The sequence below is a fragment of the Pseudomonas sp. RIT-PI-S genome (genome assembly GCF_025642975.1).
Lineage (GTDB): Bacteria > Pseudomonadota > Gammaproteobacteria > Pseudomonadales > Pseudomonadaceae > Aquipseudomonas.
The window spans coordinates 86,054-110,621 of record NZ_JANZKJ010000005.1 but is presented as its reverse complement, the minus strand read 5'-3'; the positions used below and the strand labels follow the sequence as shown (position 1 = coordinate 110,621).

At 69.4% G+C, this 24,568-nt stretch carries 5 protein-coding genes; all 5 read left to right on the top strand.

Translation table 11 applies throughout. From position 1 onward, the window contains the following. Nucleotides 1-576 precede the first annotated feature (576 nt). Genes OGL93_RS09660 through OGL93_RS09640 form a run of 5 tightly spaced genes read left to right on the top strand, consistent with a single transcriptional unit; the run spans nt 577 to nt 24,568 of the window. Complete coding sequence (locus tag OGL93_RS09660) at nt 577-10,320, top strand: non-ribosomal peptide synthetase (RefSeq protein WP_263262416.1); 9,744 nt, start codon at nt 577-579, stop codon at nt 10,318-10,320. Beyond that, entirely contained in the window at nt 10,317-14,453 is a 4,137-nt protein-coding gene (locus OGL93_RS09655) for an amino acid adenylation domain-containing protein (protein ID WP_263262415.1), read from the top strand. The genes OGL93_RS09660 and OGL93_RS09655 overlap by 4 nt, the downstream gene beginning before the upstream one ends. Next, entirely contained in the window at nt 14,450-23,668 is a 9,219-nt protein-coding gene (locus tag OGL93_RS09650; RefSeq protein WP_263262414.1) for a non-ribosomal peptide synthetase, read from the top strand. Before OGL93_RS09655 ends, OGL93_RS09650 begins: the two co-directional genes overlap by 4 nt. Next, nucleotides 23,658-24,365: a hypothetical protein gene (locus OGL93_RS09645; protein WP_263262413.1), complete on the top strand. Its 708-nt coding sequence runs from the start codon at nt 23,658-23,660 to the stop codon at nt 24,363-24,365. Before OGL93_RS09650 ends, OGL93_RS09645 begins: the two co-directional genes overlap by 11 nt. Beyond that, entirely contained in the window at nt 24,362-24,568 is a 207-nt protein-coding gene (locus OGL93_RS09640) for an MbtH family NRPS accessory protein (protein ID WP_263262412.1), read from the top strand. Before OGL93_RS09645 ends, OGL93_RS09640 begins: the two co-directional genes overlap by 4 nt.

Genomic DNA, 24,568 nt, shown 5'->3' with positions numbered 1-24,568 from the left:
GGCACCGCGAAAAAAATTTATCAAGGCTGAATAAAGGATCAGCTACAGGCTGGGTTACTGAAAGAACAATAAAATCATTTGCTTAGAACGATAGTGGCAAATTAGTAGTTCCTTATTCAGTCAGATTTTTCTGATCGGTTTTTGAACTAACTTCCCACTTTTCGTTTGCGTCATCCGCAAACTTCATGGTTATTATCCGCGGCGCGCCGGGCCATAAGCCCGGTGCCAAGCGGTCGCCTGCGCCCACCCACGCGGCGACCACAGCCGATCGGGTCCACCCTAGCGCTGACACCCCGCGCGGGCCGTACCCCGTCGTTGATCCTCAAACGAAAGGTGAGGTTTCAATTGATCAAGCGGTATGCAAGCGCTCCCCCCACCGTATGCGCCTTGAGCAGTGTGGCGTATCGCGCCCACCAGCCTTGGGCCTCCCTGATCGGCTTGAGCACGTCCACCACCGTGAGCGCCCGCGCTCGCGGCGCGCCACCCGCCAGAGGGCAATGCCCGCCCCTCGGCGCCGCTGCCTGACCCCGACTCACGCCTCCCCAAAACAACAACAAGTCCTGGACGGGAACGCCGATGTTCGACCGTATTTCCTTGCGTGGCACCACCGCGCCCCACGTTGACGCTGGATCCAACGCTCCTTCGAACGAAGCCGTTCGCTGGCGGGCAAGCCTGAGCGCGGCACCCGTGCTGTTGGCCTTGCCCGGTGACAGGCCGCGCGCCGCCCGCCGAAGCCCGGGCTGTGCCGCCTTGGCCCTCGGTGTGGAAGCAGAGCTCAGCCGGCAGCTTCACGCCTTGGCGCAGCGCCATGCCGCCGATCTGGGCACCGTGCTGCTCGCTGCCTGGGGGGTGCTGCTGGCGCGCTTGGCTGGGCAAGGCGAAGTGGTGATCGCCGTGCAGGCTGGCCCCCTTGAACACCCGCTGGCGCTGCACCTTGCCGTGGATGATGGCCCTGACACGGCCCGCTTGCTTGGCCGAGCCAGCGAGGCGCTGGGGCAGGCGAGCCAACACTCACACCTGCCGCTCGAGCAACTGGCACAGGACCTTGGCATCGAGCGCAGCGCAGCCTATCCACCCTTGGCCCAGGTGCTGTTCGCCTGGAACGCGGCGGCCCCTGAGCCGTCGGCGTTCGAGCTGGCCCTGGAACTGGCCGACACGCAGGGCACGGTCAGCGGCCACCTGCACTACGCCACCGCGTTGTTCGACGAATCCAGTGCTCAGCGCTTCGCCGGCTACCTCTGCCAACTGCTGGCCGGCATGGTCGCTCAGCCTGAGCGGTCGGTACTGGCCCTGAACCTGCTAGGCGAGGCCGAGCACCAGCGCCTGGTGCACACCTGGAACGCAACGCAGCGGCCCTTCGATAACGACCGCTGTGTGCATCAGTTGTTTGAAGCCCAGGCCGCCGCCAACCCCGAGGCGGTGGCCGTGCGCTATGCGGGCGAGGCGCTCAGTTATGGCCAGCTCAATGCCCAGGCCAACCGCCTGGCCCATCACCTGCGCGGCCTTGGGGTTGGGCCGGACGCGCGGGTGGGGGTGTGCCTGGAGCGCTCGTTGGCCATGCCGGTGAGCGTGCTGGCCGTGCTCAAGGCCGGCGCGGCCTATGTGCCGCTGGACCCGACCTACCCACGGGCGCGCCTGGCGCACATGCTGGTGGACAGCGCGCCGCCGGTGGTGCTGACCCACGGCCCGGCGCAGGCCGCCTTGAGCGCCGCGCTGGAGGACCTGCCGCGGCAGCCGGCCCTGCTTGACCTGGGCCAGCCCGAGGCCTGGGCGGCGCAACCCGCCTGTGATCCGGACCCGAGCGCGCTAGGGCTGACCCCGCGCCACCTGGCTTACGTGATCTACACCTCCGGTTCCACCGGCACGCCCAAAGGGGTGATGGTGGAACACCGCGGCCTGCTGGCGGTGAGCGCTGCCTGGGAAACCCTCTACCGCCTGGGCGGCCCGCTCAACCACTTGCAAATGGCCGGGTTCTCCTTCGACGTGTTTAGCGCGGACCTGATCCGCGCCCTGGGCTTTGGTGGCACCCTGGTGTTGTGCCCCCAGGCCGCCTTGCTCGACCCGCCCAGCCTCTACCGCTTGCTGCAAGAACAGCGCATCGGCTTCGCCGACTTCGTACCCGCGGTGCTCGACCCCCTGTTGGCATGGCTGGAGGAAACCGGGCAGCACCTGACGTTCCTGCGCACGTTGGTGTGCGGTTCCGACATCTGGAGCGGCCAGAGCGCGCGGCGCCTGCGCCTGCGTTGTGGCGACAGCGTGCAACTGGTGCAGGCCTATGGGGTGACCGAGGCAAGCATCGACAGCACCTGCTACGAACTGGGCAGCGCCGACGCCATCGACAACGTGCTGCCGATTGGCCGGCCCCTGGCCAATACCCGGCTGTACCTGCTCGACCCGCTGGGCGCGCCAGTGCCCACTGGCGTAGCTGGCGAGTTGCACCTCGGCGGCGCTGGCGTCGCACGGGGCTACCTGAACCTGCCCGCGCTCACCGCCGAACGCTTTATCGACAGCCCCTTCGTGGCGGGCGAACGCCTTTACCGCAGCGGCGACCTGGCGCGCTACCGGCCAGATGGCAACCTGGAGTTCCTCGGCCGTAATGACTTCCAGGCGAAATTGCGCGGATTGCGCCTGGAGCTGGGGGACATCGAAGCGCAACTGGCCGCCGTGCCGGGCGTGGCGCAGAGCCTGGTGTTGCTGCGCCAGGACGCCCCCGGCGAGCCACGTCTGGTGGCCTACTACCGCCCGCGTGATGGCGCAGCCCTAACCCCCGGCGAGCTGCGCGAACACCTGGCCGCCCAGTTGCCCGGCTACATGGTGCCCAGCGCATTCGTGTGCCTGGCCGCGCTGCCAGTGACTGCCAATGGCAAGCTCGACCGCACGGCATTACCCGCACCCAGCGCCGAGGCGTTCGGCCAGCGGCACTACCAGGCCCCGCAGGGCCCGCTGGAAACCGCGCTGGCCAAGATCTGGGCCGAGGTGCTGGGGGCCGAGCGGGTCGGCCGCGAGGATCACTTTTTCGACCTGGGCGGCCACTCGCTGCTGGTAATGCGGGTGCTGGCCCAAGTGCGCCAGGGTTTGCACCTGCACGTGGCGCCCTCCGCGCTGTTCGCCGCGCCGACCTTGGCCGGCTTTGCCCATGTGCTCGAAGGCAGCCAGGGCCGCCCGCGGGCGGGGATCGTTACCGCCGAACGCCATGGCCCGCAGCCGCTGTCGTCGGCGCAGCAACGGCTGTGGTTCCTGGCGCAGATGAAGGGTGGCAACGCGGCCTACCACATGCCGCTGAACCTGCGCGTGCGCGGGCCATTGCAGCCGGCTGCGCTGGAACACGCCTTCACTCAGCTGGTGGCCAGGCATGACGCCCTGCGCACCACCTTCAGCGCTGTGGAAGGGGAAGGGCGGCAGCACGTGGCGCCGCCGGGGCAAGCGTTCACGCTGGCGCTGCTCGACCTGCAAGGCCACGCCGATGCCGAAGCACGTTTGGCCGCGCTGATCGACGAGGAAAGCCACGCGCCCTTCGACCTCGAACACGGCCCCTTGCTGCGCGCCCGCCTGGCGCGGCTGGGCCACGACCACCACGTGCTGTTGCTGACCCAGCACCACATCGTCTCCGATGGCTGGTCGGTGGGCGTGCTCACCCGCGAACTGGGCGAACTGTATGCCGCCGCCTGCCAGGGCCGCGACGCCGCGCTGCCGCCGTTACCAGTGCGTTATGTGGACTACGCCGCCTGGCAGCGGCAGTGGCTGGCCGGTGATGAACTGGCCCGGCAGGTGGGGTTCTGGCAGCGCACCTTGAGCGGCGCGCCGGTGCTGTTGGAACTGCCCACCGACCATAAGCGCCCGCCGGTGCAGACCTACCAGGGTGGCTTCGTGCCGCTGGTGTTCGACACCACCCTGACCGCCCGCCTCAAAGCGTTGAGTCGGGAGCAGGGCGTGACCCTGTTCATGACCCTGCTGGCAGGCTGGGCACTGGTGTTGGCGCGGCTGTCCGGGCAGGCGGACGTGGTCATCGGCGTGCCTTCGGCCAACCGGGCGCAGCCGGAGCTGGAAGGCTTGCTCGGCTTCTTCGTCAACACCCTGGCCCTGCGCATGACCGTTACCGGCGCACCTACCGTGGCCGATTGGCTGGGCCAGGCCCGCCAGGTGGCGCTGCATGCCCAGGAACATCAAGACCTCCCCTTCGAGCAGGTGGTAGAGGCCCTTAACCCGCCGCGCAGCCTGGCCCACAGCCCGTTGTTCCAGGTGCTGTTCGCCTGGGAGCAAGACCAAGGCCCAGACCTGGCCCTGGCCGGCCTTGAGGTCAGCCCGGTGACGGGCAACCACAGGGTGGCCAAGTTCGACCTGCAACTGGCCCTCAGCGAGCGAGAAGGGCAGATCGTTGGTGGGTTGGAATACGCTTCCAGCCTGTTCGAGCGCGCCAGCGTGGAAGGTTTTGGCGAGTACTTGCGCCGCGTGCTGGGGCAGATGGCCGAGCAGGCGGAGCAGCCCCTGGCGGCGCTCGACCTGCTCAGTGTCGAGCAGCGCTACCAGGTGGTCGAAGGGTTCAACCAGAGCGCCCGTGACCACGGCCCATTGCCCGGCTTCGTCACCCGTTTCGAAGCCATGGCGCGGCGAGCCCCCGAGGCGCTGGCACTGGTGGCGGGCAGCGAGCGCTGGACCTACGCCCAGCTCAACCAGGCCGCCAACCGCCTGGCCCACCACCTGATCAGCCTGGGCGTGGGCCCGGAGCAACGGGTGGGGGTTAGCCTTTCGCGCTCGCCAGCGATGGTGCTCGGCGTGCTGGCCATTCTCAAGGCGGGGGCGGCCTATGTGCCGTTCGACCCGGCCTATCCGCGCGAGCGGCTGGCCTTTATGTTCGCCGACGCCGCGCCGCGGGTGCTGTTGACCCAGGCCAGCCTGCGTGACGAACTGCCGTTGAACGAGGGCGTCCAGGTGCGCTGCCTGGACAGCGACACGCCAGCCTGGGCGCAGGCTGCCAGCACAGACCCGCAGGTCGCGGTCAGCCCTGATCACCTGGCCTACGTGCTCTATACCTCCGGCTCCACCGGCCGCCCCAAGGGCGTGGCGCACAGCCGTGCCGCGCTGGATAACCTCATCGCCTGGCAGCTCGAACAGCCGGCCTACCAAGGCCAGGCGCCCCGGCGTGCCCTGCAGTTCGCCTCGCTGAACTTCGACGTGTCGTTCCAGGAAATCTTCAGCACCCTGTGCAGCGGCGGCAGCCTGCTGCTGCTGAACGAGAACAGCCGCAAGGACCTCGCCAGCCTGCGCGCGACCTTGGTCGCCGAGGGTGTGCAGCGGGCCTTCCTGCCGTTCGCCGTGCTGCAACAGCTTGCCGGCTTCAGTGAGCCGCAGGCGCAGGCGCCCGCACCCGCCGGGGGCTGCGAGATCGTCACCGCCGGGGAAGCGTTACAGGTCAACGATGAGCTGCGCGCCTTTGTCCGCGGCCTTGGCGGCAGCCAGCTGCACAACCAATACGGGCCTACCGAGACCCACGTGGTCAGCCAGTTCAGCCTGGCCTGCGCCACCGCCGGGCAGTGGCCGGAGGCGCCGCCCATTGGCCGGCCCATCGACAACGCGCGGTTATACGTGCTCGACGCGAGCATGAACCCCGTGCCAGTGGGCGTGACCGGAGAGCTGTACATCGCCGGCGCCTGCCTGGCCCGGGGCTACCTGAACCGGCCGGGGCTCACCGCCGAGCGCTTCCTGCCCGACCCCTTCAGCACGGCCCCGGGCGCCCGGCTGTACCGCAGCGGTGACCTGGCGCGGTTCCGCGCCGACGGCAACATCGAGTACCTGGGGCGAAGCGACCAGCAGGTCAAGCTGCGCGGCTTTCGCGTGGAGCTGGGCGAGATCGACAGCCTGTTGCATCAGCAGCCCGGCGTACGTGAAGCCGCCGTGTTGCTGCGCGAAGACGCGCCCGGTGACCCGCGGCTGGTGGCCTACGTGGCCGGCGAGGCCCGGGAGGGCGCACTGCGCGCCGCGCTCAAACGCCACCTGCCGGAGCACATGCTGCCCGGCGCCTGGGTGTTCCTGGCGCACCTGCCATTGACCGGCAACGGCAAGCTGGACCGTCGCGCGTTGCCGGCGCCGGAGCGTGCCGCCGGCGCGGCCTATGTAGCGCCTGTGGATGAGCGCGAGCGACAGATGGCCCACGTGTGGGCCGAGGTGCTCAAACGCGAGCGGGTCGGCCGCGACGATCATTTCTTCGAGCTCGGCGGCCACTCCTTGTTGGCCACGCGAATGATCTACGCGCTCAACCAGCGTCTGGGCGGGCAGCTGTCGCTGGGTGACCTGTTTGAGGCGCCGCGCCTGCAAGACCTGGCCGCGCGGCTGGGCGAAACCGCCGGGAAGGGCGACGCGGAGCCGGCCTTCGAGCTGGTGCCGGATCGGGCCGCGCGGCATGAGCCGTTCCCCCTGACCGATATCCAGCAAGCCTACTGGTTCGGCCGGGAGGCGACGGTGGGGCTGGGCGGCGTCAGCGCCCATGGCTACGAAGAGCTGCGCATTCCAGACTTCGACCTGGCGCGCTTCGAGCAGGCGCTGAACCGCATGATCCAGCGCCACGGCATGCTCCGCGTGGTGTTCCGTAGCGATGGCACCCAGCAGGTGCTGGCGCAGGTGCCGACCTACCGCATGCCGGTGCACGACCTGCGCGGGTTGCCCGCCGGGCTGGCCCGGCAGAGCCTGGAGGCCACCCGCGAGCGGCAGTCCCACCAGGTGCTGGACGCGAGCCGCTGGCCGCTGTTCGAGTTCGCCGTAAGCCAGCTGGACGATGGCATCAGCCATTTGCACATCAGCCTGGACGCCCTGATCGTCGACGCCGCCAGCACGCAGATCCTCACCCGCGAGCTGATGGCGTTCTATGCCGACCCCAACCTGGCCCTGCCCGAGCCGGAGTTGACCTTCCGGGACTACGTGCTGGCCGAACAGCAACTGCGCCAGGGTCATGGCTACGAGCGCGCGCTGCGTTTCTGGCGCGAACGCGCCGCCGAGTTGGCACCGGCGCCGGAACTGCCGCTGGCACGCCAGCCGCAAGCCTTGGGCAACCCGCACTTCACCCGCCGCGACCGGGTGTTGGGCGTGGCGCAGTGGGACCAACTCAAGGCGGTGGCCAAGGACTTCGCCATCACCCCTTCGGTGCTGCTGCTCACCGCCTTCAGCCAGGTGCTCGCACTGTGGAGCCGGCAGCCGCGCTTTACCCTGAGCCTGCCGCTGTTCAACCGCCTGCCGTTGCACCCGGACGTGGACGCGATCATCGGCGACTTCACGTCGGTGGTGCTGCTAGAGGTCGCCATCGACGGCGCCGCCAGCTTCCACCACAATGCCCGCGCTGTGCAGGCGCGGCTGTGGCAGGCCATCGACCATTCGCAGGTCAGCGGCGTGCGGGTGCTGCGCGAGCTGTCCCAGGCTCGCGGGGTGCAGCAAACCGCGATGCCGATCGTGTTCAACAGCACGTTGTCCGAGGCGGCACCGGAGCTGGCCGAGTTCAACCTGGCCCACGCCTTGAACGCCAGCCACGAGCACAGCATCACGCAAACCCCGCAAGTGTGGCTCGACCACACCCTGCTGGAGCTGGACGGCTGCCTGCTGTTCAACTGGGACAGCATCGACGACCTGTTCCCGGCAGGGCTTATGGACGCGATGTTCGACGCCTACAACAGCCTGCTCGACCGCCTGGCCGAGCCTGCCAGCTGGGCCGCGAGCACCGCCGACCTGCTGCCGTTGGCGCGCCTGCCGGCCCCGGTGAACAGCCCGGCCGACTGGCCGCTGCTGCACGAATTGTTCGAGCGCCAGGCCCACGCCAGCCCGAACGCCCTGGCCCTGGTGGACCACGAGCGGCAACTGAGCTACAGCCAGTTACGCAGCGAGGCGCGCCAGCTCGGCGCTCGCTTGCAAACCCTGGGGCTGGAGCCCGGCCAACTGGTGGCGGTGACCATGGCCCGGGGCTGGCAGCAACTGGTGGCAACCCTCGGCATTTTGTATGCCGGTGGCGCCTACCTGCCGCTGGACCCCAGCCTGCCGGCCGAACGCAAGCGGCATATTTGCGAGCGGGCCGGTGTTGCCCTGGCGTTAACCCAACCCGCGCTGCTCGACAGCCTGGAGTGGCCGGCCCAGCTTCGCGTGCTGGCGGTCACCGCCTGGGCGGGGGGCGAGCCGTTGCCGTTGCGGCCGGTGGCGGTGGCCCCCGAGGCCCTGGCCTATGTCATCTACACCTCGGGGTCCACTGGCCAGCCCAAGGGGGTGGCCATCGACCACCGGGGCGCGGTCAATACCCTGCTCGACATCAACCGCCGCTTGCGCGTTGGCCCGGCGGACCGCGTGCTGGCCATTTCCTCGCTGAGCTTCGACCTCTCGGTGTACGACTTCTTCGGCACCCTGGCCGCGGGCGCCGCTGTGGTCATCCTCGAACCGCAACAGGCGCTGGACCCGGCCCATTGGCAGGCGCTGGTGGAACGCCACGGCGTGAGCCTGTGGAACTCGGTGCCGGCGCTGTTTGGCATGTGGCTGGAATACCTGGAGGGCGAGGGTAGGGTGATGCCGCCCAGCTTGCGCCTGGCCATGCTCTCCGGTGACTGGATTCCCCTGAACCTGCCCGAGCGCGCCTGGGCGTTGCAGCCCGAGGTGCAGTTGATCAGCCTGGGCGGCGCCACCGAAGCGTCGATCTGGTCGATCTGCTACCCGATCCAGCAGGTGGACCCCGGCTGGCGCAGCATCCCCTACGGCCGCGCCCTCGACCGGCAACGCTTCTATGTGCTGGACGACGCCCTGCAGGTGCGCCCGGCTTGGGTGCCTGGGCAGCTGTACATCGGCGGCATCGGCCTGGCGCAGGGCTATTGGCGAGACGAGGCGCTGAGTGCGGCGAGCTTCTTCCCACACCCGGTGACGGGTGAGCGGCTGTACCGCACCGGCGACCTGGGGCGCTTGCTGCCCGACGGCAACATCGAATTCCTCGGCCGTGAAGACAATCAGGTCAAGGTGCAGGGCTACCGCATCGAACTGGGTGAGATCGAGGCGGTGCTCAACCGCCATCCCGGCGTGGACAGCGCGGTGGTGCGGGTGCTTGGCGCCGCGCTGGAAGAAAAACGCCTGGCCGGCTATGTGCTCAAGGCCGACGCGCAACTGCAAGCGAGCGACATCGGCCATTACCTGGCTGACAAACTGCCGCCTTACATGGTGCCGGGCTCTTTCACCTTCGTGGATGCCTGGCCGCTGTCGGCCAACGGCAAGGTGGACAAGAAGCGCCTGCCTGAGCCTGTGACGCCAGCCGCCGAGGCCATGGGGGCCGGCGACGCCGTGGAGGTACAGGGGCCGGAGGAAGCGCAACTGGTGGCGATCGTGCAAACGGTGCTCAAGCGCGAGCCCATCGCCGGCGATGCCAACCTCCTCAGCCTGGGCGCCACCTCCATCGACATCGTGCGCATCAGCAATGCGCTCTCCAGTGCCCTGGGCTTCCGCCCGCATGTGGCGCAGCTGCTGGCGCAGCCGACCCTGCGTAACTTGCTCGGCCTGTACCGGGCACGCCCTGTGGGGCTGGCCGCCCCAGTCGCGGCGCCGGCCGACGCCGTGGCGGTGATCGAAGATCCGCAGCAACGCGCGCAATTCAAGGCCGAGCAGCGCGGCCGGCGTGCATTCCCCTCGGCTGCGGCGCAAGTGGCCCTCGAGTTGCCCTCCAGCCCAGCCTTTGCCCGACGTTACAGCGACTACCGCTCGGTGCGCCAGTACAGCGCGCAGCCCATGGACACCCAGGCGCTCGCCCAGCTGTTGGCGGCCCTGGCCCAAGGGCGGCTGGAGGGGCAAGTGAAGTACCAGTTCGCCTCGGCGGGCGGGCTCTACCCAATCCAGGCGTACCTGTCGGTCAAGCCTGGGCGAGTGCGTGGCGTGGCGGCGGGGGCCTATTACTACGACCCTTGCCAGCACCGCCTGCTGGCCGTGGGGCAGGGCTCGCTGAGCGCGGATGCCTACGACTACTTCGTTAACCGGCCGCTGTACGACGGCGCCGCCTTCGCGCTGTTCCTGATCGCCGACATGGCGGCGATCCGCCCGCTGTACGGCGAACGCAGCCGCGACTTTTGCCATATCGAGGCGGGTGCCATGGCCCAATTGCTGACCATGAGCGCCGCGGAACACGGCCTGGGCCTGTGCGGGGTGGGCACCCTGGAAGACCAGGCGTTGACCGCGCTGTTCGACCTCGGCCCTGGCCACCAGTTGATTTACTCGATGGTGGGTGGCCTGCGCGATGCCGGCGAAGTGCGCGAGGTGCCGCTCGAAGCCTTTACCGCCGCCCCCGCCGACGACCCCGACATGGAAGAGATCGAACTATGAATGCCCATGAACTGCTGGACCGGTTCGCGCGCCATGGCGTGACCCTCGAAGTGGATGGCGACAAGCTGCGCTGCAAGGCCCCGCGCGGCTTTCTCGACGAGGCCATGCTCGCGGCGCTCAAGCAGCACAAGACGGCGCTGATCGAGCTGTTGGCCGGGCACGACCAGGGCAAGGCGCTGCCGCGCCGGGCCGACCCCGCCGCGCCATGCCCGCTGTCGTTTTCGCAGCGGCAACTGTGGTTCCTGGACCGCCTGGAGCCCGGCAACGCCTTCTATAACGTGCCCTCGGCGGTGATGCTCGAGGGCGCGTTGCAAGTGCCCATGCTGGAGCGGGCGCTCAATGCCCTGGTGCAACGCCATGACGTACTGCGCGCGACCTTTTGCGACATCGACGGCGAGCCGCGCCAGGTGATTCACCCCGCCACACCGTTGCCGCTGCCGGTGGTCGACCTACGAGGGCTGGCGCCCGCGGCGCGGGAGCAAGAAGTGAAGGCACGGGTGGCCCACGAGGCCCGCGCGCCCTTCGACCTGAGCAGTGGCCCGTTGCTGCGGGCGTCGGTGCTGCGCCTGGCCGACGACCGCCACCTATGGCTGTACAGCGTGCACCACATCATCGCCGACGGCTGGTCGATGGGCATCGTGCTGCAGGAAGTGGCCCAGCTGTATGGGGATTTCCTTGCCGGAGAACCCGCCAGCCTGCCACCGCTGCCGGTGCAATACGCGGACTACGCCTGTTGGCAACAACAGCGCTTGAGCGGCGCGGCCCTCGAACGCCAGCTCGACTATTGGCGGGGAGCCCTGGCCGGCGCACCCACGCTTTCGACCCTGCCCGGCGACCGCCCGCGGCCGGCGGTGCAACGGTACCAGGGCGCGACCTTCAGCAGCGCGCTCAGCGGCGCCACCCTGCGCGACCTGCAAGCCTTGGCCCGGCACAGCCAGAGCACCTTGTTCAATGTGCTGCTCGGGGCCCTGGCGGTGCTGTTGTGGCGCCACAGCGGCCAGGCCGACCTGTGCATCGGCACGCCCTTCGCCAACCGCGGCCGCGAGGAACTCGAGCCGTTGATCGGCCACTTCGTCAACACCCTGGTGGTGCGCCAACGGCTGGAGCCACAGCGCACCTTCGCCGAGCTGCTGCGTGGCCTGCGCGAGCAGATGCTCGAGGTGCATGCCCACCAGGACGTGCCTTTCGAGCGCGTGGTGGAGGCGGTCAACCCCAGCCGCCACACCGGCCATTCGCCGCTGTTCCAAGTGATGCTGGTGCTGCAGAACACCCCGGGCGGCGCGGTGCGCATGCCGGGGCTAAGCATCGCCCCTTACGCTACCAGCAGCGCCACTGCCAAGTTCGACCTGGCCTTCGAGTGGGCCGAGCGGGACGGCCAGCTGAACCTGCTGGTGGAGTACAACACCGACCTCTACGACGCCGCGACCATCGAGCGCCTCAGCGGCCATTACCGGCACCTGCTGGCGCAGGTGGCCAGCGACGCCAAGCAACCGATTGCCGCGCTGCCGCTATTGGGCGACGGTGAACGCGAGCAGATCCTGGTGGAGTGGAACCGCAGCGCGGCCTTGAACCAGCCCGCCGGAGGCCTGCACCACCTGATAGAGGCGCAAGTGGCGCGGCGGCCACAGGCCACGGCGGTGGAATTCGAAGGGCAGCGCTTGAGCTATGCGCAGCTCAACGCCCAGGCCAACCGCCTGGCGCGGCACCTGTGCGGGCTGGGCGTGGGCCCGGATGTGCGCGTGGGCGTGTGCATCGAGCGCTCGCTTTCGCTGCCGGTGGCGCTGCTGGCGGTGCTCAAGGCCGGTGGCGCTTATGTGCCGCTGGACCCGAACTACCCGGCCGGGCGCCTGCGCCACATGCTCAGCGACAGCGCGCCCGCCGTGCTGCTCACCCTCGGCCCGGCCCGGGAGGTGCTCGCGCAGGCGCTGGACGGCACCGGCTGCGCCGCGCCGGTGCTGTGCCTGGAGGCCGATGCCCAGGCCTGGGCCGGGCTCGCCGACGGCAACCTGGGCGCGGATGAGCGGGTGCACAGCCCCGATGACCTGGCGTACGTGATCTACACCTCCGGCACCACCGGTTTGCCCAAGGGCGTCATGGTGGCCCATCGCGGCCTGAGCAACTTGCTGCTGTGGTGCCTGCAAGTGTGCGGGGAGGCCGGGGCAATGCTGCACAAGATCCCCTTTGGCTTCGACGCCTCCGCCTGGGAAACCTTCTGGCCGCTGGCCACCGGCGGCCGGCTGGTGATTGCCCGGCCCGGGGGCCACTTCGAGCCGGCCTACCTGGCCGAAGTGGTGCGCGAGCGCGAGGTCACCACCCTGGTGTTCGTGCCGGCCATGCTGCAACTGTTCCTCGAAGAGCCCGCCGTGAGCGGCTGCACCAGCCTGCGCGACGTGTTCTGTGGCGGGGGTGAACTGCCGCCGGCCTTGGCCCGGCGCTTGCGCGAGCGGTTGCCGCAGGCGCGCCTGCATAACGTGTATGGCCCTACCGAAACCACTGTGATCAACAGCGTGTGGACGCTGGAACCGGGCGCCGAAGTGCCGGCCACCCATGTGCCCATCGGCCGGCCCATCGCCAACAACTGCTTTTATGTACTGGACGCGCAAGGCGCGCCCGTGCCGGCCGGGGTCGCCGGGCACCTGCACATCGGTGGCGTGGGGGTGGCAAGGGGTTACCTGGGGCTGCCGCAGCTGACCGCCGAGCGCTTTATCGACAGCCCCTTCGTGCCAGGGGATCGCCTGTACCGCAGCGGCGACCTGGCGCGCTACCGGCCCGATGGCCAACTGGTGTTCCTCGGCCGCGACGACTTCCAGGTCAAGTTGCGTGGCGTGCGCCTGGAGTTGGGGGAAATCGAAGCGCGGCTGGAGGCGTACCCCGGCATTCGCGCGGCCGTGGTGCTGATGCTGGGCGATACCGCCGAGCAGCAACGCCTGGTCGCCTGCTGTGCGCTGGCCACCCCGGTGCAGGAACCGGCGGTGCAGGCGCACCTGGCCGAAACGCTGCCCCTGGGCGTGTTGCCCAATGCCTACCTGTGGCTGAACACCCTGCCGCTGACTCCCAATGGCAAGGTCGACCGTACCGCGCTGGCGGCATTAGCCGAGCAGGACCAGGCCAACCGCCCGGTCAACCTGGCCAGCCCGCGCGACCATATCGAACTGACCCTGTACGGGATCTGGAAGGAACTGCTGCTGGCGCCGCAGATCGGCATCCGCGACAACTTCTTCAGCGTGGGCGGCACCTCCATCGCCGCGATCAAGATGGCCCATCACATCGGCCAGGCGTTCGCCGTGCAAATGCCGGTGCGCGTGGTGCTCAGCCACCCGACCATCGAGGCCCTCGGCGGCTGGCTGCGCGCTGGTGCGCGGCCACCGGCGGCGCACAGCAACCTGATCGAATTCCGCGCGGGCGGCAATGGCCCCGCGGTGGTGTGCATCCACCCCGCCGGCGGCACCGCCTTCTGCTACCTGTCCTTGGCCAAAGTGCTGCCTGAAAGCGCCGGTGTGTATGGCGTGCAAGCGCCGGGGCTGAACCCAGGGGAAGCCACCGAGCCCACGGTCGAGGCCATGGCCGCGGCGTACCTGCGCTTGATCGAACCATTGTTGGGGCGGCCGTTGGTGCTCACCGGGTTGTCCTTCGGCGGCTTGGTGGCCTATGAGATGGCGCGCCGGCTCAACGCCGCCGGCTACCCCCGGCTGAGCCTGGTGCTGCTGGACACGCGGGGCTCCGACGACCCAGGGTTCCGCGAACAGATCGGCACGGTGGACATGGCCGAGTTCCGCGACAAGCTGGTGCGCTTCAACGGCATGTACCCCGGCATCGAAGACGCCCAGGTCGAGCGTTATTTCCACCTCTACAACCACAACCGCCTGGCCATGGCCGCCTACCCCTGTGAGCCCGCCGCCGGCCGGGTGGTGCTGATCCAGGCGCGGGAAGATTTCAGCCGGGAGCAATTGCGCGCGCTGCGTGGCTTTTGGCGCCGACGCGCCAGTGGCTACCTGGCGAAATTGGTTAACGGCGGCCACTGGGACATGCTCGAAAGCGCGGAAATCCAGCGGGTGGCAGACATCATCGGGCGCGAGCTGCAACGTATGGGCACCGCCGAAACCTCGCAAGCATTGCCGCAGGAGGCGAAATGATCGGTTCGTACGCAGCATTCCCAGGCCAGCCTTCGACCCTGCTGGCACGGTTCGCCGAACAGGTGCGGCGCGCGCCGCAAGCCCTGGCGGTGGTCGACCCGGCGCGCAACCTGAGCTATGCCGAACTGGCCGAGGCCAGCGAATGCATCGCCCGGGGCGTGCAAGCGCAGGGCGTTACTCGCGGCCAGGCCGTGGCGCTGTGCATGCCCCGTGGCTGGCAGTGGGTGGCCACCCTGCTGGGCGCCTTGAAGGCCGGCGCCACCGTGGTGCCGCTGGACCGCGCCAGCCCGCTCAGGCGGCGCGAGCAAATGCTCATCGACGCCGGTTGCGTCGGCCTGCTGGGGCTGGAGGAAAGCCCTGGCTGGGCGCTGCCGGCGCCGCTGTGGTACGCCGGCATCGATGCCTTGCTGGACCACCCGGCACAGCCGCCGCAGCCGATGCCCGAAGGGTTCGCCGAGGTGATGTTCCTGTTCTACACCTCAGGCAGCACCGGCACGCCGAAAGCGGTGGAGGTGGGTGAGCGCGGCCTGCTGCGCCTGGCGGAGCCCAGGGGTTATATCGACATCCGCCCCGGCGACCGCTTCGCCTGCCTCTCCAACCCCGCGTTCGACGCCTGTAGCTTCGAGCTGTGGGCGCCGCTGCTCAACGGCGGCTGCTGCGTGATGCTCGCCGAGCAAGACGTGCTCGAAGGCCGCCGCCTGGCCAAGGTGCTCGAGGAGCAGGGCGTGGATAGCCTGTTCATGACCGTGGCATTGTTCAACACCCTCAGTGCCGAGTGGCCGGGGTGTTTCGCCAGCCTGCGCCAAGTGCTGATTGGCGGCGAGCAACTGAGCGCTGCCGCGGTGCGCGCCTGGTATGCGGCGAACCCGCACAGTGACTGCCGCCTCTTCAACGTGTATGGCCCCACCGAGTGCACCACCTTTGCCCTGTGCTACCCGATCCCCCGGGACTTCGCCGCGGCAGTAGTGCCGATTGGCCGACCCTTGCCGGACACCGGCGCGCAGGTGCTGGACGAACGGCAGCGGCCAGTGGCAACGGGTGAGGTCGGGGAGCTGTACTTGTCTGGCAGCGGCGTTGCCCGCGGTTACCGGCAACGCCCCGAGGCCAGCGCACGCGCCTTCGTGCGGCTGCCCGCGCTCGACGGTGGCGCCCAGGTGCACTACCGCAGTGGGGACCGCGTGCGCCAGGGCGCCAATGGCCTGATCGAATACGTCGGCAGGGTCGACCGCCAGGTGAAGATCCGTGGCTTTCGGGTAGAGCCGGGCGAGGTGGAACAAACGCTATTGACGCACCCCGGGGTGGCGCAGGCGTATGTGTGTACGCAGCGCCAAGCGGCCGAAGACCACCAGTTGCTGGCGTTCATCGTGCCGCGCCCGGGGCTTGAGTACCTGGCCTTCAGCGCCTACCTGCGCGAACAGCTGGCGCCCTACATGCGGCCTCAGCGATTGTTCCTGGTGGAGCGGCTGCCGCTGACCGCCAATGGCAAGGTGGACCGCCAGGCGCTGCTGGCAGGGCCGTTGGCGCCCTGGCATGGGCCGTTGGCGCCCTGGCATGGGCCGGCGGAGCAGGCGGCCGACGATGACCCCGCGTCGCCGCTGCAATGGTTGCTGGCCCAGGCCCGTACCCTGCTGGCCCAACCCGCCGTGGGCGCGCAGGACGACTGGCTCGGCAGCGGCGGCAGTTCGCTCAACGCCATGCGCCTGCGCTCGGCTATCCGTGATCGCTGGAACTGTGAAGTCAGCGCGGCCGCCGTGTTGGCCGAGCCCTTCGCCGCGCTGGCGGCAAGGCTGGTCGATGGTCAGGGCGCGGCGGTTTATCCCGTGCCCTCATGCTCCACCGCCCAACGCGCGCCGGCCAGTGCAGAGCAACAGCGCTTGTGGTTGATCCAGCAGCGCACGCCAGAATCGACCGCCTACAACGTGCCGCTGACCCTGCACCTGCCGCAGGATGCAGACCTGGCCGCCGTGGAGCAGGCGCTGACGCAGTTGGTGGCGCGCCACCCAGCCCTGCGCACTGCCTTCGTGCAGGGGCCGGAGGGGCTCGACCAAGTGATCGCCGAGCATGGCGCGGCCTGCCAGGTGTTCGCCGCCGGCCAGTTCACCGAGGCCAGCTGGCCGGCCTTCGCCGAGCTGCTGTTCGCCACGCCCTTCGAGCTGGCCGTGCCTAGCCTGTTCCAGGCCTACCTGTTGCCGCTCGCCGAGGGCAGCAGCCGGCTGTTGCTGCACCTGCACCACATCATTGTCGACGGCTGGTCGCTGAACCTGCTGTTCGACGACCTCGACCGGCTGTACCGCGAGGCTGTGCAAGGCCGTGGCGACGACGAGCCAGCGCCGCGCCTGACCACCGTCGACTTCGCGAACTGGCAACGGCAATGGCGTGGCAGCGCCGCGTACCAGGGCCAGCGTCAGGCCCTGGCCCTCTGGCACCAACGGCAGCCCGCGCCATCGCCCGCGCTGCTGCCGCTGCAAGGCGGCGGCGCGCAGGCCGGGCTTTACCGTCAGGCCCTGGGCGCGGAGCGCGCCGGCGGCCTGGAACGCTTCTGTACCCAGCAGCGGCTGACCCGCTTCGAAGTGCTGTTGGGCGTGTTCACCTGGGGCGTCTATGCGCTGACAGGGTGCGAGCGCCCGCGTATCGCCAGCCCGGTGTCCAACCGGCCGTTGGCGGCCTTCGAACGCACCGTAGGCATGCTTGCCAACACCGTGCTGATTCCCACCGACCTCGACCCGGCCCTGAGCCTGGACGCGCAGCTGCGTCAGCAGGTAGCGGCGGCGCGCCAGGTGCTGGCATTGCAGGACGTTGCCCTGGAAGACCTGGTGCAAGACCTGCGGCTGTCCTCCAGCGCGCCCTTGTTCGACTTTATGTTCGTGCTGGAGAACACCGACTACGCCGCGTTGGCCCGCTCGGCCCTGGGCGCCACCGTCGAGCTGGCGCCAGCGACGCAGGCCAAATGTGCGCTAACGCTGACAGTGGTGGGCGAGGGCGCGGAAGTGGAAAGCTGGTGGGAATTCCACCGGGGGTACTTCAACGAGGCCCAGGTGCAGGCGCTGGATGAGCTGCTGCGCAGCGGCCTCGACCGTTTGCTGGCGCAGCCGACCCTGCCGCTGGGCGACTGGCTGGCGCCGTACCGCCGCGCCTTGCCGCCGGCCAGCGAAGGCGCCCGCGACGAGGCGCCGTTTGCCATCCTGGCCGATTGGTTCGAGCACCAGGCCCGCAGCACGCCGGCGGCCGCCGCAATGATGGACCGCCAGCGGCAGGTGAGCTATGCCGAACTCGACGCCCTGGCCGACGGCCTGGCTGCACGCCTGCTGCGCGAACAGCCCTGGCCCGACCAGAACGGGCCGGTGCAGGTGGTGTTGTTGCTGGAGGCGTCGCTGGAGCATGTGGTGGCGCTGTTGGCGCTGGCCAAGCTGAACATCACCGCGGTGCCGCTGGACCCCGCCTACCCGCTGGCGGTGCAACGGCAAGTGCTGGCGCTGGCGCAACCGCATTGTTTGTTGTTCGCCCGGGCCACCGAAGCCGCGCTGGAACGCCTCGGCGCTGGCCACTGCAATTGCCTGGAAGTAGTGCTGGGCCACACGGCTGTCGCCGAGCCATGGCAACGCCCGCGCCATGGCGGCGAGCGGCCGCTCTACACGCTGTTCACCTCAGGCTCCACTGGCACGCCCAAAGGGGTGCAGGTGATGGACCTAACCCTGTGCAACCTGTTGCAGTGGCAGCGGCGCGAGGGCGGGTTGGCGGCGAGGGCCAGCACCTTACAGTTCTCCATGCTGGCGTTCGACGTGTCGTTCCAGGAAGTGTTCAGCACCCTGTGTGGCGGTGGCTGCTATCACTTGATCACCCCAGGGTGGCGGCAAGACGCCGAGGCGCTGCTGGGCTACCTGGTGGAGGCCCGTATCGAACGGTTGTTCCTGCCCTGTGTGGCCTTGCAGCACCTGGCGCAGACCGCCGTCGCCCGTGGCGTTTATCCCGCCGAGCTGCGCGAGGTGATCACCGCCGGCGAGCAGCTGCTGTGCAGCGAGGCGCTGCGCCGGTGGTTCGAGGGCATGCCGCAGGCGAGCCTGTTCAACCATTACGGCCCCACCGAAACTCACGTGGTGAGCGCCTACCGCTTGCCGCCAGCGCCGGCGAGCTGGCCGCTGCGCGCGCCCATCGGCCAGGCGGTGAGCAATGCCCGCTTGCTGCTGGTGGACGCCCATGACCGCCCCGTACCGGCGGGCAGTCAGGGCCGCCTGTTGGTCGCGGGGCCGATGGTCCAGCGCTGCTACCTGGGCGACCCGGCGTTGAACGCGGCGCGCTTCGTCGAACGGGCTACGGCTGGCGGCGGCCGCCAGCTGTACTACCGCACCGGCGACCTGGCCTGGGCCGATGGCCACGGCTGCTTGCACTACCTGGGCCGCGACGACCAGCAAATCAAGCTCAGCGGGCACCGCCTGGAACTGGGGCAGGTGGAAACGGCGCTGTTGCAGCTGCCGCAGGTGGTCAACGCGGTGGTGACGTTCGAAGCCGAGCCGCCGCGGCTGACCGCCTATGTGCAATTGGACGGCACGGCGGTGCCCGTGCAGGCGCTGGACCGCCAAGTGGCCCAGCACCTGCCGGCGCAGGTGCGCATCGACCAGTACCGGCGCATCGAGCAGTGGCCGCGCACGCCCAGCGGCAAGATCGACCGCAAGGCCCTGGCGGGCGCGGGCGAGGCGCTGAGCCGGCAGCGGGAACCCCAGGCGATGGGCTTGAGCCCCCTGGAGCAGCAACTGAGCGAGCTGTTCCGCGAGGTGATCGGCCACGACATAGGCCCGGACGAAACCTTCTTCGACGCCGGTGCCACCAGCCTTGGGCTGATGCGTTTGCACGCGCGCTATAACCAGGCCCTGGCCACGCCTGTGAGCATGGCAGACCTGTTCGAGCAGGTCAGCATCCGCCGCCTGGCCGCGCACCTGAGCGCCGCACCAGCGGCCACGGCGCCACGGGCGGGCGTGCCGGCCGGGCTGGATCACCAGCCCATGGCGATCATCGGCATGGCCGTGAACGTTGCCGGCGCAAGCGACTTGGGGGCGTTCTGGCGGTTGGTGAGCGGGGGCGAACTGGGCATCGAACGCTTCAGCGCCGCCGACGGCCTGGTGGGCGCGCGCAGCCAGCTCGACGGCCTGCTGGCCTTCGACCCCGATTACTTTGGCATCAGCCGGCAGGAGGCCCGGCTGATGGATCCGCAGCAACGGCACCTGCTGATGGCCTGCGTGCAGGCACTGGAACATGCGGCCATCGTCCCTGGGGACGGCCAGCGCATCGGCTTGATCGCCAGCTGTGGCGAAACCACTTATTTCCAGCAGTTGCTGCGCGCCAGCGCCGAGGGCGACCTGCCGGATGGCTTCCAGCTGGCGTTGCACCACGACAAGGACTTTCTCGCCACCAAGGCCGCTTACCATCTGGGCCTGACTGGCCCGGCGATGAGCGCCCAGGCCGCCTGCGGCAGTTCGCTGATCGCCACGCACCTGGCCAGCGCCTTGCTGCGGCAGGGCGACAGCGACGTGATGCTGGCCGCCGGGGTGTTGATCGACCCCACCCTTACAGAGGGCTACCGCTACCGCTCGCAGCATATTTTCTCCAAGGATGGCTTGTGCCGACCGTTCAGCGAGGACGCCAGCGGCACCATCGGTGCCAGCGGCTATGGCGTGGTGGTGCTCAAGCCGCTGGCCCGGGCACAGGCCGACGGCGACCGTATCTATGCGCTGCTGGAAGGGTCTGCGCTCAACAATGACGGCCACGACAAGCTGAGCTATACGGCGCCCTCGGTGGCCGGCCAGCGCGGGGTGATCGCCGATGCGCTGAACCGCGCCGGAGTGCGCGGCGCCGACATCGGTTATGTGGAGGCCCACGGCACTGGCACCTTGCTCGGCGACCCGGTGGAGGTGGCCGCGCTGAGCGCAGCCTTCGGCGACGCGCCAGCCGGTGCCTGTGCACTGGCCTCGGTGAAGAGCCAGATCGGCCATCTGGGCGCGGCAGCGGGCGTGGTGGGGCTGATTCGCGCCGCGCTCGCGGTGTTCCATGGCGTCATCCCTCCAAACCTGGGGTTCTCTCGGGCCAACCCGCAGATCGACCTGGAGCGCTCGCCGTTCTATGTGCCCACCCAAGCGAGGCCATGGCCCGCTGGCCAGCGGCGCCTGGCAGGGGTGAGCAGCTTCGGCATCGGCGGCACCAACGCCCACGTGGTCATCGGCCAGGCACCGTTGGCGCCAGCACATGCAGAGGTTGAGGACGACACGCAGTTGCTGATGGTCTCGGCCCATAGCCGCTCGGCGCTGCTGCGCGACCTGGAGGCGGTCGATGCCTACTTGCAAGCGTTTCCCGAACACCACGGCGCGCTGCTGCGCTACTTGCAATCCGGCCGGCCGCAACAACGTTGGCGCTTCGCGATGCTGCTGCCGCCGGGCGAACGCTTGCCAACCGCGCCGGTGGTGCACGAAGTCGCCCAGAGCATCATCAATTCAGCCCCGCGCCTGGATGCCACCGGGCAGGCCCCAGCCGAGCTGCTGAGCGCCTGGTACCAGGGGGCGAACCTGGGCTGGCCAGGGCGCGCGGCGCCGCCTCCCTGGGACTTCCCGCCCTCGGCGTTCGACCTGGACAGTTACCGCTTCCAGGCCATTGCCACGCCCCCGTCGGCGGCCGCGGTGGCGTCGGACGATGAGGCCATCGAACGGAAACCGTTGGCCGAGTGGTTCTATCAGCGGCAATGGCTGCGCACGCGCCGGCTAAACGCGCTGGCTCCACTGGTGCGTCGCGAGCTGTTGGTGGTGTGCACTCACGAGGTGATCGAGCCGGCGCTGCTGGTGCAACTGCAAGGCGCTTACCAGCGGGTGGTTCAGGTGCGCGCCGGCAGCGGCTGGCGCGAGCTGGACGCCGACCGCTATGAACTGGACCCATTGGATGCGCAAGCCCTCGCGCGATTGCTCGACGTGCTGCACACCCCGGCCTTGGGCGAGCTGGACTGGCTGCACGCCTTGCCGCTGGCGGTCACCGGTGCGGTGGATGAGCGCAGCCTGGCGGCGGCGCAATGGGCCTGCCTGGATACCCCCTGCGCGCTGTTGCAAGGCTGGGGGCAGCGCGCGCGAACCGCAGCGTTGCGGCTGTGGCTGGTGTCGTGGCAGGCCTGCCCGGTCGACGGCCACGTGGCGCGGCCGGAGCTAGCGGCGCTGGCCGGGGTGAACGAAGTGGCGCCGCAGGAATACCCGGTGCGCTGCCATTGGCTGGACTGGCCGTCGCCCCGCCTGGCCGACCACGCGGCTGAACTCACGGCCTTGTTGGCCGAGCCGAGCGTGGCGCCGAGGCGCATGGCCGTGCGCGGCGGCTACCTGTGGCAACCGCGGTTGCTGCCCAGCCCCCTGCCGGCGGTGCCGCCAAGCACGGATGCCTTGCCCGCGGGCGGCACGTTCCTGGTGCTGGGAGGCAGCGGCGGGATCGGCCGCAGTTTGGGCGAATACCTGTTGCGGGCTCCGCAACGGCGCGTGGTGTTGCTCTCGCGCCAGGGCGAAGTGCCGGCGGCCCTGGCCCACCATGGCGTGCGCGTGCAGGCTGTTGCCGCCGATCTCGGCGACCTGGCGCGCTGGCCCCGGGTGCTGGACGACCTGGCCGAACGCCATGGCCCGTTCGCTGGGGTGATCCACGCTGCGGGCATGGGTGCCGGCAGCCTGATCCGCCTGCGGGACCCTCGGCAACTCGGCGAGGCGATGGCCGCCAAGACCCGCGGCCTGCTCGCGGTGGAAGCGCTGATCGCGCGGATGACGCCGGGCTTCGTGTTGTATTGCTCGTCCATGTCGGCGATGTTCGGCGGCGCCGGCCACCTGGACTACGCGGCGAGCAACGCCATGCTCGACGGCTTCACTTTTTACGCCGGCGGCGCGAGCAACGGTTGCCAGCGCTTGTGCATCGACTGGGACATCTGGCGCGAGGTTGGCATGGCGGTAGGGGCCAGCAGTGGAGACGCCGCGCACCAGCAGCACCTTACGGTGGGCTTGACGGTGGACGAGGGCTGCCAGGTGTTCGAGCGGGCCATGGCGGTGCGTTTGCCGCAACTGCTGGTCAGCACCACTGCCCTGGACAGCGCCCGGCGTTTCTATCCGCGGCGGCAGGGGGTCGCAATGGCGCCGGCGCAGGCCGAACCCGCTGCGCCACAAGCCATCGAGCCCAGCCTGCGCCAACGCCTGCACGGGTGCCTGTGCAAGTGGCTCGGCGTGGAAGCACTGGCCGACGACGACAACCTCTACGACCTGGGCGCGGACTCGTTGACCCTGCTCGACCTCATCGACGAACTGCAGGCGGCCACCGGCGAGGTGTTCCAGTTGTCGCAGTTCAGCCATCAGGTCAGCCTGGGCGAAGTCCTCGCCCTGGTCAGGGCCAGCAGCGAGCGGGCCCGGCCCTCGGCGCGGGACGGCTGGGCCAACGCGGTGTTGCTCGATCCCTGGCATGCCGGCGCTGGCCGCCAGTGGCTGTACCTGATTCACCCGGTGGGCGGCGATGTGCAGGCCTATCGGGAACTGGTGGCGGCGCTGCACCCGGACATCGGCGTGTGCGTGATCGCCGACCCGGCCCTGCGCCTGCCAGACCTGCCGCCGATCAGCCTCGACGAACGCGCGGCAGCCTACCTGCAAGCCATCCAGGCGCGTCATCCGCAAGGCGCCGAATGGCAGGTGGCGGGCTGGTCGTTTGGCGCCTGGGTGGCACAAGCCCTGTGCGCCCTGGCACCCGCCGCAGGGCTGGCGCCGCCACGGCTGTACTTGATCGACCCGCCAGCGCCCGACGCCGGCAAGGCGCTGGCGGCTATCGACGAGCAGGCCATCACCCAGGTGTTCCAGCGCGAGTTCGCCCAGCGTTGGCCCGGCGCCATCGACGGCGCGTTGCCCGCGGACCTGCAAGCCTACCTGCAACGGCTGACCCACTGCTGCCGCAACAACATCGCCAGCATGGCGGCGTTCGAGCCACCCAGCCTTGCGGCCACGCCGACGCAGCTGTTCATCGCTCGCCAGGCGAACCCTTATGGGTTTGGCACGAGCTGGCAGCTGGACGAGCTGAAACGCGCCTGGCAGGGCAAGCTGGGCTGCCTGGAAAGCTGGCAGCCGATGGACACCGACCATTACGGCATCGTCAGCGGCCGCTGGGCACGCGACATCGCCGCCGCCATTAGCGCTGCCACGCAAGGCCGGGAGGGCGCGCGGCATGCGTCCTGAGCAGGCGGCAATGAGCGACCCGCACTGGCTGGCGGTATTGGCGCGCGTATTGGCCGAGGAGGGCGCCCAGGCAGGCGCCGAAGGCGAGCACCCAAGCGTGCTGGCTTGCGAAGGGCTCGCCGACCCGCTGGCGTGGTGTGGGCTGCATGCCTGGTATGCGGACGTTGTGGTGCCGTTGCTCGGTGACGCCCTGGCAGACCAGCGGCCGGCATTGGATCGCCTGCAAAGCCTGCACCGCCGCGCCGCACTGGGGGTGTACGGCGGCCGCGGCGAATGGCGGGCCGCCCTCGCACCCGTGTTGCAGCCGCTGTATCGGCGCGCCTATGCGTACGAGGCGGCCTACGCCCAGGCGTACCAGAGCGCGCTGCACTACGCCGCGGCGACGGCCAACGCCGAGAGCCTTGCCGAGGACTTCGACTCGGCCGAAAGCTTTGCCCGGTATTACGCCCACCTGAGCACCGAGGCTAATGCCGGCGCGTTCGCCAGCGCTCATGCCGCGGCCACCCTGGAACTGGCCGCCAGCGCTTTCGCTCAGCGCGATGGCGATGCCTACGCGGCGATCGCCAGCGCCATGGCCCGGGTATGCGTATGCGCCTGCGCGCGGGAGCCCGCGCAACGGCTGCTGCTCTACCAGCACCTGGCGGCCGGCTTGCTGGGCTGCCTGACCCTTTCAATTCGACCGCGGAACACGACATGACCGAGACGACCTTCGATGTGGTGATCAATGACCAGGGCCAGTATTCCGTGTGGCCGGCGGGCAAGCCGATGGCGCTCGGCTGGCGCGCGGCAGGTATGCGCGGCGAACGCCAGGCCTGCCTGCGTTACATCGACCAGCACTGGACCGACATGCGCCCGCGCTCACTGCGCGAAGCGCCAGGGGCAGGTTCGGCTAACCAATAG

Excerpts from the sequence above, each read along its gene's own strand:
- OGL93_RS09660 (WP_263262416.1), top strand. The coding sequence starts at position 577 with ATGTTCGACCGTATTTCCTTGCGTGGCACCACCGCGCCCCACGTTGAC.
- OGL93_RS09655 (WP_263262415.1), top strand. The coding sequence starts at position 10,317 with ATGAATGCCCATGAACTGCTGGACCGGTTCGCGCGCCATGGCGTGACC.
- OGL93_RS09650 (WP_263262414.1), top strand. The coding sequence starts at position 14,450 with ATGATCGGTTCGTACGCAGCATTCCCAGGCCAGCCTTCGACCCTGCTG.
- OGL93_RS09645 (WP_263262413.1), top strand. The coding sequence starts at position 23,658 with ATGCGTCCTGAGCAGGCGGCAATGAGCGACCCGCACTGGCTGGCGGTA.
- OGL93_RS09640 (WP_263262412.1), top strand. The coding sequence starts at position 24,362 with ATGACCGAGACGACCTTCGATGTGGTGATCAATGACCAGGGCCAGTAT.